The sequence below is a fragment of the Wolbachia endosymbiont of Drosophila tsacasi genome (assembly GCF_028982115.1).
In the GTDB taxonomy this organism is placed as follows: Bacteria; Pseudomonadota; Alphaproteobacteria; order Rickettsiales; family Anaplasmataceae; genus Wolbachia; species Wolbachia pipientis_B.
On record NZ_JAPQLJ010000013.1, the window covers coordinates 1 to 13,547 of the forward strand.

8 protein-coding genes, 1 tRNA gene and 1 pseudogene are annotated in these 13,547 nt (G+C 36.1%); 8 read left to right on the forward strand and 2 right to left on the reverse strand.

The genetic code is table 11. The features are described 5' to 3' along the window. Positions 1 to 69: 69 nt before the first annotated feature. Positions 70 to 1,215 (forward strand): annotated as a pseudogene (locus OZD70_RS06065) (IS3 family transposase). A 349-nt stretch (positions 1,216 to 1,564) separates the two neighbouring features. On the opposite strand, the gene OZD70_RS00850 reads toward OZD70_RS06065, so the two are convergent. Continuing rightward, positions 1,565 to 2,812 carry an IscS subfamily cysteine desulfurase gene (locus OZD70_RS00850; RefSeq protein WP_275020245.1) on the reverse strand — a complete coding sequence of 416 codons (1,248 nt, stop codon included), beginning with the start codon at positions 2,810 to 2,812 and terminating at the stop codon, positions 1,565 to 1,567. Between the two features lie 714 nt (positions 2,813 to 3,526). Here OZD70_RS00850 and dnaE point away from each other — a divergent pair. From dnaE to OZD70_RS00880, 6 genes are all read left to right on the forward strand, one after another. After that, a complete protein-coding gene (gene dnaE, locus OZD70_RS00855) occupies positions 3,527 to 6,856 on the forward strand; it encodes a DNA polymerase III subunit alpha (RefSeq protein WP_275020257.1) in 3,330 nt (1,109 codons plus the stop codon). A 48-nt stretch (positions 6,857 to 6,904) separates the two neighbouring features. Next, positions 6,905 to 7,687, forward strand: coding sequence for a 30S ribosomal protein S6 (rpsF, locus tag OZD70_RS00860; RefSeq protein ID WP_275020247.1), 783 nt, complete (start codon positions 6,905 to 6,907; stop codon positions 7,685 to 7,687). Then, positions 7,687 to 7,962, forward strand: coding sequence for a 30S ribosomal protein S18 (gene rpsR / locus OZD70_RS00865; protein WP_275020249.1), 276 nt, complete (start codon positions 7,687 to 7,689; stop codon positions 7,960 to 7,962). Before rpsF ends, rpsR begins: the two co-directional genes overlap by 1 nt. 7 nt (positions 7,963 to 7,969) lie before the next feature. Next, positions 7,970 to 8,515 (forward strand): 50S ribosomal protein L9, encoded by a 546-nt coding sequence (gene rplI, locus OZD70_RS00870; protein WP_275020251.1) that lies wholly within the window; start codon positions 7,970 to 7,972, stop codon positions 8,513 to 8,515. Between the two features lie 112 nt (positions 8,516 to 8,627). Then, positions 8,628 to 9,920, forward strand: a complete 1,293-nt coding sequence (purB, locus tag OZD70_RS00875; protein WP_275020253.1) for an adenylosuccinate lyase — start codon at positions 8,628 to 8,630, stop codon at positions 9,918 to 9,920. Then, a tRNA-Met gene (locus OZD70_RS00880) sits at positions 9,920 to 9,992 on the forward strand. Before purB ends, OZD70_RS00880 begins: the two co-directional genes overlap by 1 nt. Positions 9,993 to 10,182: 190 nt before the next feature. Here OZD70_RS00880 and OZD70_RS00885 read toward each other — a convergent pair. Further along, positions 10,183 to 11,520 carry an iron-containing alcohol dehydrogenase gene (locus tag OZD70_RS00885; protein ID WP_275020255.1) on the reverse strand — a complete coding sequence of 446 codons (1,338 nt, stop codon included), beginning with the start codon at positions 11,518 to 11,520 and terminating at the stop codon, positions 10,183 to 10,185. Positions 11,521 to 11,562: 42 nt separating this feature from the next. Between OZD70_RS00885 and dapE the strand changes: the two genes are divergently transcribed. Next, positions 11,563 to 12,759, forward strand: coding sequence for a succinyl-diaminopimelate desuccinylase (gene dapE, locus OZD70_RS00890; RefSeq protein ID WP_182183777.1), 1,197 nt, complete (start codon positions 11,563 to 11,565; stop codon positions 12,757 to 12,759). Positions 12,760 to 13,547 lie beyond the last annotated feature (788 nt).

Sequence of the window (13,547 nt, forward strand, 5' to 3'; positions counted from 1 at the left end):
CAGAAAAAGTAGAGAGGAAGTTAAGACGTTTTTGAAGTAAAATAGAACGTTTTTTCAAAGAGGTGTAATATGGGAAACAGAAGGGAATATACAATAGAGTTTAAATTGGAAGCAATAAAACTAGTAAGAGAAACAGGTCAACCGTCAGCAAAAATAGCAAGAGATTTAGGCATGAGTGGAGATTTATTAAGCAGATGGGTAAGAAAATATAATGAAAAAATGTCAGGAGTAGATGCATTTCCAGGCAAAGGAAAGTTAGCTACTTATGACAAAGAAAGGTTTGACTTAAAGAAAGAGTTAGCAAGAATAACTAGGGAAAGAGACATTTTAAAAAAAGCCCTGGGATATTTTGCCAGCCAAAAGGAGTAAAATATTCTTTTATAAAAGAGCATAGAAGCAGCTATAAAATACAGGAGTTATGTAGGTTTTTAAATGTATCTGCTTGTGGTTATTATAAATGGGTTGCTCAGGAGAAAAGCAATAAAGAATTAGCAAGAGAGGAGCTTCTAGCAGATATTCAAAAAATATATCAAGCATCACAATGCAGGTACGGAGCTCCTAAAATCCATGCTGAACTAAAAGCTTTAGGCAAAAATTATAACATCAAAACAGTGCAAGATGTAATGCAAAAAAATGGCATTTAAGCTAAGCTTAGAAGAAGATTCAAAACTAAAAAACAGCAAACAGACAGTAGGATTATAGCTCCAAATATCCTGGATCAAAATTTTACTACGGACCAGCCCAATAAGGTATGGGTAACTGATATTACTTATATAAAAACCAAAGAAGGCTGGCTATATTTGGCAGCAATAATTGACTTATATTCACGTATGGTAGTTAATGAGTAGTCCAATGGATAAACAATTAATTATAGATGCTTTATTTATGGCTGTTAATAAACGCAAACCCGCCAAAGATCTACTGTTTCATAGTGATCAAGGGTCACAATATACTTCTAAAAAGCACCAATTCTTATTAAATAGAAAAAATATTATCTCTAGCATGAGTCATAAGGGTTGTTGTTATGATAACTCACCTGCAGAAAGCTTTTTCAGCTCACTCAAAAGAGAGCTACTTATTGATCCTTCACAACACTCTGCTCAACAATCTAGAACTGCCATATTTGAATACATTGAAATTTTTTATAATAAACAACGACGTCATTCTACTATTAACTATTGCATCCCTGAACAATTTGATGCATCATTTTCATGACAAAAACGTCTTAACTTCCTCTCTACTTTTTCTGGGTAAGGTCACACGTAGCGGGATACTTAACCGTCATACCACCGCAGACCGTCATACCGCGATTCATTCGCGGTATCTCTTAGCCGCTAACACGTACTTAACCGTCATACCGCCGCGGCGCTAACAACTGTACGAACGTTGTAGTTTGGGCCACCAGTGGGCAGTGCCCAGACACTGGAATGACACCATTTGCTGTCTTCAAAAACGAATGTTCGTACAGTTGTGGAGTGAGATCAAAGAATTGCAGAATTAAGTGTGAATGGTTACAGAGTAATTTCAAAGTGCATTTGCAGTTGGACTGGCTGAATGGATACATTTAATGAGAGTCCCATTTCACGGTGTTCAAATCTACTCCTTCTTGTACCATCTCCCAAAGTGGGCTCATTTCTCTCAGTCGGCCAATATTTTTAGCAACAAGATCTGCTGCGTACAAAACTTCTTCTTTAGTTGTAAATCGGCCTAGGCCAAATCTAATTGATGAATGCTCAAGGTCATGGCCATTATTTAGCGACCGTATGACATAAGAAGGCTCAAGAGACGCAGACGTGCACGCAGAACCAGAACTTACTGCTAAATCCTTGATTGCCATGATAAGAGACTCACCCTCAACATAGGGAAAGCTCAAGTTTAGATTGCCAGGAATTCTATTTTCATAATCACCATTTAAAACAATATCAGGAAATGCTTCTTTTATCTTATTGTACAAAATATCTCTCAGTCCTTCCAATTTGCTTGCTTCTGTTCCCATTTCTTCTTTAGCAATACGTGCCGCTTCACCAAAACCAACTGCAAGAGGTGTTGGAATTGTTCCAGAACGCATACCTCTTTCTTGTCCACCACCACTAATCAATGGTATCAGCCTAACACGAGGATTCTTTCTACGGACATATAATGCGCCTATTCCCATAGGTCCATAGATTTTGTGGCTAGAGAGACTCATAAGATCAATGCACATCTCATTAACATCAATTGGAACTTTTCCAAAGCTTTGAGCTGCATCTGTATGGAAAAATATATTATGCTTTCTGCATATTTTACCAATCTCCTTTATAGGCTGAATTACTCCGATTTCATTGTTTACCATCATCACTGAAACCAGGATTGTTTTATCAGTAATTGCTTCCTCAAGCTTTAATAAATCTATAATTCCGTTTTGCTTAACAGGCAAATATGTAACTTTAAAGCCTTCATTTTCCAGATGCCGACAAGAATCCAGAACACACTTATGCTCCGTGCAGACAGTTATTATATGATTTCCTTTATTTTTGTAAAAGTGAGCAACGCCCTTGATTGCTGTATTATTTGACTCAGTTGCACCTGAGGTAAAGATAATTTCTTTGCTATCTGTGTTCACCAGATCAGCGATGTGTTTCCTTGCTTTTTCCACTGCTTCTTCAGCAGTCCAACCAAATGAATGGCTGCGAGAGTGTGCATTACTGAATTCACCAAAATAAGGTATCATTACCTCCAAAACACGGGGATCCACTTTAGTAGTAGATTGATAATCAAGAAATATTGGTAATTTTATTTTAGTATCATGTATTTTCTTATTTTCAACATTCATAAAGCTACCACAGAGACAAAATTTACAACTATTTAATAGCACTAAAACTTAAATTTTTCAAGGTATAACTTTGCATCAACAAACATTGTCACCAAAGGGATGTGTGTATGACGCTGATTCACCCTGTGACGGCAGCGCCCCTATGATGTCATCCCAGTGCTCCTTTAGCTACAAACGTTAAGAAATTTACCAAATAAAAAAAAGGCAAAAGAAGCTCTAGTCATTGTCTATTTTCAGTATTGGCGTTTTTCAAGTCTTAAACACTGCAATTTAGCTGCTTTTAAATGCAACTAACCTTAGCTAAAATGTTTAAGAAATTTACCAAGCAGAAAAAAAGGCAAAAAAAACCCCGTGTTAGCTAGTTGTCACTCTCTAATCCTGCAAATTGGCGTACTATACTGTCTTAAACGACTTATAAGCGCGTTTCAGCTTATATAGGTAAAAACTCAGAAATGTTGTGAAGACATAAGGTGCACATAGTGCAAAAAATTAAAAATAAGACGCCAACTACGTTGTTTTCTTGCTGTTTAATCTGCACAGATGAAGATAACTGAATACCTTCACTACCATGATAAGGGGGCTGGTGAGGCTTGTCAAGTAAGTTTTTTGTATCTTAACCTTAGATTTGAGAAATCTTATAGGCTTTTGTTCTCATGAAAATTATGTTCTATGAGTAAATTAATGTTATCCTTTTTTGTTGATCTAAAGTTTTTTATGTTCATACACTTACGTGTTCATAGTGTTTATTCGCTGCTTGAAAGCTCGGTTAAAATTGAGGAGCTGATTAGCTTTTGTTTGCAGAACAAAATGCCAGCGGTTGCAATTACTGATTCAGGCAACTTGTTTGGCTCGCTCGAATTTTCAGAATATGCAGCAAGTAGGGGAATACAGCTAATAATAGGATGCAATATTATAGTTAAACATTCAGAACAAAATTTACCTATATTATTGCTTGCAAAAAATGAGCAAGGGTATACTAATTTAGTCACTTTGGTGAGTGAGTCTTTTAAAAAGCGCAAGAATAACAGCGATATTCCTTACGTTGATTTTGATGAGCTATTGAGTTCAAGTACGGGTCTGATCACTTTAACCGGTGGATGTTTGGCTCAACTATTGTTGGGGCAGGATAAAGAAACGGTTGAAAAACTGCTTTCAGCATTCGATGGTCATTTATATGTTGAATTGCAGCGTCATGGGCTGAGCAAGGAGCTAGAGCTTGAAGAAGCTTTGATAGACTTTGCTTATCAGCGCAATATACCACTAGTTGCAACAAATGATGTGTTTTTTCCAAATAGGTCTGACTATGAGGCTTATGATATATTAACGTGCATATCGGAGGGGAGTTATGCCCTGGAGAATAACAGAAAGAAGTTAACTACTGAGCATTACTTCAAATCTGTGGCAGAAATGGAGGAACTGTTCAGCGACATTCCCGAAGCAATTCATAACACTTTAGTGATAGCTAAGCGGTGCTCTTACATGCCAAGAAGCAGGCAGCCTATCTTGCCTAAATTTCCTTGTCGAGAAAATAAAACTGAGAATGAAGAACTGAGGGAGCAGGCAGTTGCAGGATTAGAATTCCGCATTGCGAATGAGACAGATATAGACCTTAAACAATACTACGATCGGCTGAATTACGAACTAAGCGTAATAACTTCGATGAACTACGCTGGCTACTTTTTGATAGTTTCTGATTTCATTCGTTGGAGCAAAGCAAATGGCATTCCAGTTGGGCCGGGAAGAGGTTCAGGAGCTGGATCAATTGTTGCTTGGGGCTTACAGATTACAGACCTTGACCCAATAAAGTTTGGCCTAATATTTGAAAGATTTTTGAATCCGGATCGTGTATCGATGCCTGACTTTGATATCGATTTCTGCCAAGAGAAAAGGGACCTGGTTATTGATTATGTTCAGAAAAAGTACGGTTATGTTGCTCAAATAATCACTTTTGGAAAATTGCAAGCAAGGGCAGTATTGCGTGATGTTGGTAGAGTATTGCAAATGCCTTACTCTCAAGTGGATAAAATATCTAAAATGGTTCCATTTAATCCAGTAAATCCTGTAACTTTATCGCAAGCGATAGAGCTTGATCAAAACCTGCAGAAAGAACGAGATAGTGATGAGGTAATTGCAAAGCTTCTTGATATATCACTAAAGCTCGAAGGAATATATCGTCACGTTTCAACTCATGCTGCTGGAATTGTAATATGTGATCAAAAATTAGAAAATTTTGTTCCCATCTATTATGATCCAAATTCGGCTCTGCCAATCACTCAATACAGCATGAAATATGTGGAGAAAGCTGGGTTAATAAAATTTGATTTTCTTGGCCTTGGCACCTTAACACTGATAGATCATGTATGTCGTTTAATTAATCGTAATGAAAAAAAGATCGATATTTCTTCAGTTCCTTTAAATGATCAAAAAACCTATGAGATGCTCTCTAGCAGTGATTCAATTGGAGTGTTCCAGCTTGAAAGTTCGGGAATGAGAGAAGCTTTAATCAAATTAAAGCCAGATTGCATTGAAGATATTATCGCTTTAATTTCCCTTTATCGTCCAGGACCTATGGATAACATTCCAACTTATATTGCAAGAAAGCATGGCCTTGAAAAGCCAGATTATATTCATCCGTTACTCGAAGGAGTGTTAAAAGAAACATTTGGGGTAATAATCTACCAGGAGCAGGTAATGGAAATAGCCCGTATTCTCTCTGGATATAGTCTTGCAGAAGCAGATTTGCTGAGACGCGCCATGGGTAAGAAAATTAAGGAAGAGATGGATAAACAACGTGCACTTTTCATCCAAGGAGCAACAAAGAATGGCGTTGATTATGACAGGGCAAGTTATATCTTTGACCTTGTTGCAAAATTTGCTGGTTATGGATTTAATAAATCTCACGCAGCTGCATATGCGGTTATATCTTATCAAACGGCTTACCTTAAAGCTAATTATCCATTAGAATTTTTTACAGCACTAATGAATCTAAATATTGATGATAGAGATAAACTGAATTTATTTTATCATGCAGCAAAGTTCAGTGGCGTTACCGTTCTTCCACCTGATATAAACAAGTCTCAAGCTGAATTCTCAATAGAGGGTGAGTGCATACGTTATGGTATTGCTGCCTTGAGGAATGTTGGTTTTTCTATAGCAGAAGGAATAGTGAACACACGTTCAAGCGCTTATAAGGACATATGGGAATTCATTCAAAATTCAGGTCATATAATAAATAAGAGAGTGCTAGAAAGCCTAATTAAATCCGGGGCATTCGATAGCGTGCATAAGAACAGAAAGCAGCTATATGAGTCAATGGACATGCTGATTTACTTTGCAAATAAAAACAAACAGGATAGGGAATCAAGTCAAGCTGCTTTGTTTGGTAGTCTTGATGTCCTCAAACCGAAATTTGAGAATGTGGAAGATTTTGATGAAGAGGAAAAATTAGAGCATGAGTTATTTTCACTAGGATTTTATTTAACTAATCATCCACTTGAAAAATTTGGAATTCTTCTGGAAAAGTTAAATATTGGGTTTATCGGAGAAAATAGAACAGCAAAAACTGCTGGGGTAATATTAAATGCACGTATGAGAACCTCAGAGCGTGGAAGGTTTATTATACTCACACTTTCTGATCCCCATAACGTTTCTGAAATAGCATTTTATAATAATGAAATAATAGAAGAAAAAAGAGATTTATTTTCACCAGGAACATTTGTGATAATTGATCTTGAAGCTTCGGAAAATACAACAAGATTAGCAGGCAAGGATATATCTGAGTTTACAAAAAGAATCGCTTCTACAATAAAGGAATTAGTTCTCACCACTGAGTGCACGGATTCGCAAAAAGCCGCTATGGAATTAAACACAATATTGAAAGATGAAGGCAGAACCAAAATAATGCTAAAACTTCTTCTTGAAAAACATAAAGTGAGCATCTTATTACCAGGTGCATACTCAATTGCTCCTCAAGTTATTTATGAAATATCTAACTTAAGCTGGATTAAAGGCGTAGAAATTAATACAAATAACTTGCTTATATAAAAAAGCTTTATATAATGAAATATTTAATCGGTATTAAAGGAAGATATAGTGAATCTTTATGAATTTACTTTTATAGCACAACAAGGATTGTTACAGCAAGAAGTAGAGGAGATGGTACAAGAGCTAGCTGTTTCATTGAAAAATATTAAAGCAGATGTTATTTTCCAGAAGATCAAGAGTCTTATGGAAAGGCAAAATAGTACGCTTACAAAACAAGAGTTAGAAACGCGTGCTGAAAACATTAAAGAAGGTCTAGTTGCTTACTCTGATTTCTTGGAAGATCTTACAAAAATTTTATGGGTTGAATTGGAAGAAGATCTTTCAAATTTGAAAGAAGTGAAGTCAAAAATCGATAAAGAGTTGAAAGATGACCTAAAAGATTTAGGAATAGCGCAAGATTTTATAAAATTTCTAGGAGGCAGTGAGCAAATTACTAAAAGTGCGTTTATCCATAATGCAGCAAATGCTTTGAAGAGAAATATTTCAGAACATCTAATAAAGATTTTTCAAGATATTTTGAAAGATTTTAGAATAAACGGTCCAACTCAATCGAGCAAAGCATTGGAGATGCTTTTGGAAAACATTGAAGCATCGGGATTAATCAAGCATGAACATTGGGGTCTTTTGGATTTTGCATATCCAATAAATAAGATGAAGAGCGGTCATTATTGTATAATGTGCATAAGTTCTACTGCAAGCATTCTGGATGAATTTGTGCGTAGAATGAAACTTAATGAGAACATTATTCGCCACTTGTCTGTGCAGGTTGATAAATTTTTTGAAGGTAAATCTTATATGATGAATAAACAAATTGAGGAGCAAAGCGCATAATGATGAAAAGACGAAATAGTTTTAATAATTCTTACGTATCTGTAAATAATAGGACTGGCTTTAGGCGTTCTAAAGTTTGCCCTCTTGCTACGTCTAAAGATGAAGACATAGATTATAAGAATACAGATTTATTATCCAAGTTTACCTCTGACTATGGTAGGATATTACCTAGAAGATTAACAGGCGTATGTACAAAAAAACAAAGGAAGTTACGCTTAGCGATCATAAGGGCACGTTTTTTAGCTCTTGTTCCTTACTGTACTAAAAAAGTTTAGGTAATTTATGTTGATAATTTTAAAGCAAAATATAAGGACTTTAGGTAAGCTTGGTGAAGTTGTCAAAGTTAAACCAGGTTATGCACGTAATTTTCTTTTTCCACAAAAAAAAGCGGTGAAGGCTACCAAGGAGAATTTAGCAAAACTAGAAGAACAACGTTTATTGCTGGAGGAAGAGAATACAAAAAGATTAAATGTAGCAAAAGAGCTTGCATTGTCACTACATGATAAGTTTGTGGTATTGATAAAGCAAGCTTCAGAGGATGGTAAAATTTTTGGTTCTGTAACAACACGTGAAATTGCGAAGGTTTTACTACAAGAAGGACATGCGATAGATCACCGTAGTTTATCTTTTGGTGGAATAAGCATCAAAAACTTGGGTGAATACCAAGTAAACGTAGAATTACATAGTGAAGTAGTAGTACCAATTACTATATACGTCGTGAAATCCGAAACAGATGCAAATGAGCTAAGGCAAGTAAAATTGCAAAATCAGAAGTCTGAGCAACAAGAAGGTGAAGAAGTGGAGCAAGAAGATGCAAATAACAAATAGCAGTGAATAAAATATATCAACTATTCCTGTCATTCCAGTGCCTTTTTTTTCTGTCATCCCAGTGCGTGACACTGGGATCTAGCATGTTCAAAGATAAGACGGGGGTCATTTAATGATCCCGCGCTATAGCCAAAAAGAAATGTCTTCCATTTGGGAGGAAAATAATAAATTTAATATATGGCTTAAAATAGAAAAACTAGCGTGTGAAGCTCAAGCAGAGTTAGGAGTGATTCCAAATAGTGTTGCTCAGAAGCTCTCTGGTGCTATTGAATTTGATATTGAACGTATCAACGAAATTGAATCCATTGTAAAACATGATGTTATAGCTTTTTTAACATATGTTGCTGAAGAAGCGGGAATTGATGTTCGTTATCTCCACTATGGAATGACAAGTTCTGATGTTTTGGATACATGCCTTGCGGTGCAGTTGAAAGAGTCATGTGATATTTTACTCGGGAATCTAGAAAATTTACTTGCAGTATTAAAAAAAAAAGCTGAGGACTATAAAGATATTGTTTGTGTTGGGCGCAGTCATGGAATGCATGCAGAACCAACAACTCTTGGATTAAAATTTGCTAGATTTTATGCTGAATTTAAACGCAATTATCAGAGATTAATTAGCACGCAAAAAGAGATCTCAATTTGTAAAATATCAGGTGCAGTAGGTAATTTTGCAAATGTTGATCCGTTTGTTGAAAAGTATGTAGCGAAAGAAATGGGACTCATACCTGAAACCATATCATCTCAAGTCATTCCTCGTGATAGACATGCCATGTTCTTTTCGGTTTTGGGAGTGATTGCAAGCTCAATAGAAAATATTGCAATTGAAATTCGTCATTTGCAAAGAACTGAAATCGGCGAAATTTCTGAGCATTTTTCCATTGGGCAAAAGGGAAGCTCTGCTATGCCACACAAATGCAATCCTATTTTAAGTGAAAATCTGACTGGACTCTCACGTTTAATACGCAGTTATGTTTTTCCTGCGTTAGAAAATGTTGCATTGTGGCACGAACGTGATATATCACACTCGTCTGTGGAAAGATGCATTGCTCCTGATGCTTGTATAACAATGGATTTTGCTTTAGTGCGATTAACAGATTTGATAGATAAATTGGTAATCAATAAGGAAAACATTGAAAAGAACTTAAATTCTTCAAAAGGTTTAGTTTTCTCACAGCGTGTATTGCTTGAGTTAGTAAATAGTGGTTTGGCGAGGGAAGAAGCGTATAAAATTGTTCAGAGCAATGCAATGAAAGTAAAACAAAACAACAGTGATTTTCTGGCCGAATTGAAACAAGATAAACCTTTACTTAAGGTTATTAACTCGGAAAAACTTGAATCTTTGTTTGATTTGAAATATTATACAAAGCATGTAGGTCACATATATAGCAAGGTTTTCAATTAGGCTGAGTAGCTCAGTTGGTAGAGCAGGAGGATCATAATCTCTTGGTCGGGGGTTCAACTCCCTCCTCAGCCACTCGAACTAAACTATGTTTAGCAAGATAGTGCTATTGGTGAAGTAGTGCGACCCAGTGTCAGCTACTTGGAATGGTTAAGTTGTATATCCACTTAGGTGTACAGTTTAGAGGACAATAGACAAGAGATTGTGAAAAGGGTTTAGCTTTTGGCCTATGATCTCTTTAAATGACAGAATTTCACTACAAAACTTAACTTTCTTCTATGCAATTAGCTAGGTCAAGAAAGGTGAATCTATCTCTTGTTGCAAACGCAAGATCGACCACTTTACAATATTGTTCTTTATTCCAACTGAGGTGCTCTGGTAAGTGCGGAATTGATAGATCTTCAAATACTTTTTGCAGGTATTTTGCAGGTAGTAAATTTTGCTTAATTAAATTGGAAATATTAGTCCATTCTTTACAAATAATCTCTTGGATTTTTTGCTGCATAATTTGCTTCTGTTCAAAAGTTCTTACAAATTCGATATTATCAAAGCACTGAGTTATATGTTTTACATCTAAAGTGGTCGGGTTGATAATCGGGTTTTGTATTGATAATATCTTTTCCTGCAAATTAGCCATGGTAATCGTCGCAACAGCAATTTTTTCGCCATGTAGTGAGGAATGATCTCTTGTTACCATTTCCATTGCGTGAGTTATCATATGCTCTCCTTGGCTTGCAGAATAGCTGCCCTTTGATATTACCATTCCAAGTCCTGAAATTAGTAGAACTTCCATAAGTAATAGGACCACTTTTCTACTTCTTTTAGTAAGCGCCGTATACTCTCTTAGCAAAATTTGCTCCAAATCGCGAACAAGTGTAAAAGGTAATTCATTGTATTCTGTGCCAAGCAACAAATGAGATAGTAGCCAGTCAGCCTGAACTGTCGAACGGCAAATGAAATCTGCAAATCCGCTTAATGTGAGGCGCAGTGGTGCATTGGTAAGTATGTCTATATCTATATATATCGCTCTTGGAAGATGTGCTTTGAACGATTTTTTGTATCCATTTACTAATATTGAAGCATTTGCGGATGTATATCCATTCATGGAAGCGGCTGTTGGGAACGATATATAATCTTTTTTCTCGAGGTAGCTTGCATATTTGCAGATGTCGTTAACGGTGCCGCTACCAAATGCAACTATTAAGTCACTGTCTTTTGCTTTGTTTCTAACTAGATTTACGGTTTCAAAAGAGGCAAGTGAAAGATTAGTACCCATGGTTGATGTCATTCCAGCCCGTGACGCTGATTTTTTTTCCTGGATCCCAGTCTCGGAGGACTGAGATGATAAAATGTAGGGAGCATCCGAAATGATATGAGGTTTTGCAAGAGGCATAATGGTATTGCTCGGAATAATTAAGTGAGAAATTTTATTAAATACGTTTTTGTTTAAAAGTTTTGCTGTATTTTCATCTGCAACTAGAAAGATGTCATTTCCGTGTCGTATGCATATTTTATAGATATCATCAGCAAGGTGGTAATCTGTTACTACTTCCCTTAGAAAAGTTTGTTCGGCTTGATGTAATATTTGTTTTAAATAGTGCATAGAGTGTTTACAATATAGCAATATAAGTATTTTAAGATTGACATGAAGATTGACCCTGTAGAGCTAACTAAGAAATTGATCTCTTTTGAGAGTATAACACCAAGGGACGGCGGAGCAATAGAGCATATAGCAACAATCTTCAAGAAAGGTGGCTTTGACTGTGAGATTTTAGAATTTGGTGATAAAGTTAAAAATCTTTATGCGAAATATATAAACGGAGTACCAAATTTGTGCTTTGCTGGGCATGTTGATGTTGTACCACCGGGTCAGTTAAAAGATTGGGCATTTGGTCCATTTAATCCAGAAGTTAGAGATGGAATGCTATATGGAAGAGGAGCAGCTGATATGAAAAGCGGAATAGCTGCATTTATTGCTGCTATGGCAAATTTAATTGCAGAAAAGTTTCAATTTAATGGTTCGATAAGTGCATTGATTACCAGTGCTGAAGAAAGCACGGAAGAATATGGAACAAAAGCAGTTTTGGAATGGATGAAAAGTAAGCAAAAAAAGATAGATTTTTGTGTAGTTGCCGAACCAACCAGTAGTGAGAAATTAGGTGATACCATAAAAATAGGCAGAAGAGGTTCTGTAACATTTGAATTAATTTGCCATGGAAAACAAGGACACGTTGCCTACCCAGACCTAGCAGATAATCCAATATATAAGGTAATATCGATATTGAGTAAGGTAAAAGATACTACTTTTGATCATGGTAATAAATATTTTCAGCCTTCACATTGCGAAGTTACTACTATCGATGTTGGAAATAATACTAGCAATCTAATACCTAGTTCAGCAACTACACGTTTTAACATTCGATATAACGATACACAAACACCTGACGGCTTATATAAGCTGATTGATGAAATATGCTCCAGTGTAACTAACGATTATAAACTTTCTATGCATAGCAGCAGGGACGTCTTCCTCTCTACTCCTGATAGAAATACTGATATTATGCTTGATGCGATAAATAAAGTTACCAGTATTGATGCTGTGCTGAGCACAAGTGGTGGCACATCTGACGCTGCGTTTATCAAAGATGTTTGTCCAGTGATTGAATTTGGTATAATCAACAAAACCGCACATCAGATAAATGAAAGCGTATTAGTAAATGATATACACAAATTAACAGCTATATATAAGGAATTCATAGAAAATTATTTCAATCCCACTAATAAAATATTGAATCAGGTCAACGTAGTTAGTAATATACCTAGTGGTCCATTGTTAGCTTAAATGTAATCAGATCTCTTACATAACTGTTGTTTGAGTAACAACTGCCAGCGTGTGACGCAAAAACCATGGGAGCTACAAAAACTACTTGACAAACTCCGCCAGCCCCCTTATCATGAAGCTGAAGCTATTTATTTATCTTCTCTGTACAGATTAAGTGACAAAAAAACTCAACGTATCTGGTGTCTCATGTTTAATTTTTTGCACTATGTGCACCTTATGTCTTTATAAAACTTCTAGGTTTCTACCTATACAAGCCGAAACGCGCTTATAAAGCGTTTAAGACAGTAAAAGACGTCAAATAGACAAGGGAGAATTTGAATACTAGCCACTCTGGGGTTTCTTTGCCTTTTTTTCCGCTCAGTAAATTTCTTAACGTTTATAATTTAGGTTAGTTGCATTTAAAAACGGCTGAATCGTAGCGTTTAGAATAAAAAACGCCAATATTTTGAAGTACATATAAATAACTAGTCACCAACGGGGCTTCTTTTGCCTTTTTTTTATTTGGTAAATTTCTTAATATTTGTGGCTAAACGACAACCGTCATCCCGCTGCTTGTTAGCGGGATCTAGAGATATCGTGTCGGGATGACGAGGATGCCGCCGCGAACTTGTCATTCCAGTGCTTGACACTGGAATCCAGTTTTCCATATAATCTCATCGAAAATGTTGTAACCACTTTCTATGCTAGTTTGCTTACTTACAAGCAAACTTTTCTGGATCCCAGTGTCTGGGCACTGGGATGACAGCATCATAAAGAAACCAGTGTCAGCTACTTGAATGACATCATAG

Excerpts from the sequence above, each read along its gene's own strand:
- OZD70_RS00850 (WP_275020245.1), bottom strand. The coding sequence starts at position 2,812 with ATGAATGTTGAAAATAAGAAAATACATGATACTAAAATAAAATTACCA.
- dnaE (WP_275020257.1), top strand. The coding sequence starts at position 3,527 with ATGTTCATACACTTACGTGTTCATAGTGTTTATTCGCTGCTTGAAAGC.
- rpsR (WP_275020249.1), top strand. The coding sequence starts at position 7,687 with ATGATGAAAAGACGAAATAGTTTTAATAATTCTTACGTATCTGTAAAT.
- rplI (WP_275020251.1), top strand. The coding sequence starts at position 7,970 with ATGTTGATAATTTTAAAGCAAAATATAAGGACTTTAGGTAAGCTTGGT.
- purB (WP_275020253.1), top strand. The coding sequence starts at position 8,628 with ATGATCCCGCGCTATAGCCAAAAAGAAATGTCTTCCATTTGGGAGGAA.
- OZD70_RS00885 (WP_275020255.1), bottom strand. The coding sequence starts at position 11,520 with ATGCACTATTTAAAACAAATATTACATCAAGCCGAACAAACTTTTCTA.
- dapE (WP_182183777.1), top strand. The coding sequence starts at position 11,563 with ATGAAGATTGACCCTGTAGAGCTAACTAAGAAATTGATCTCTTTTGAG.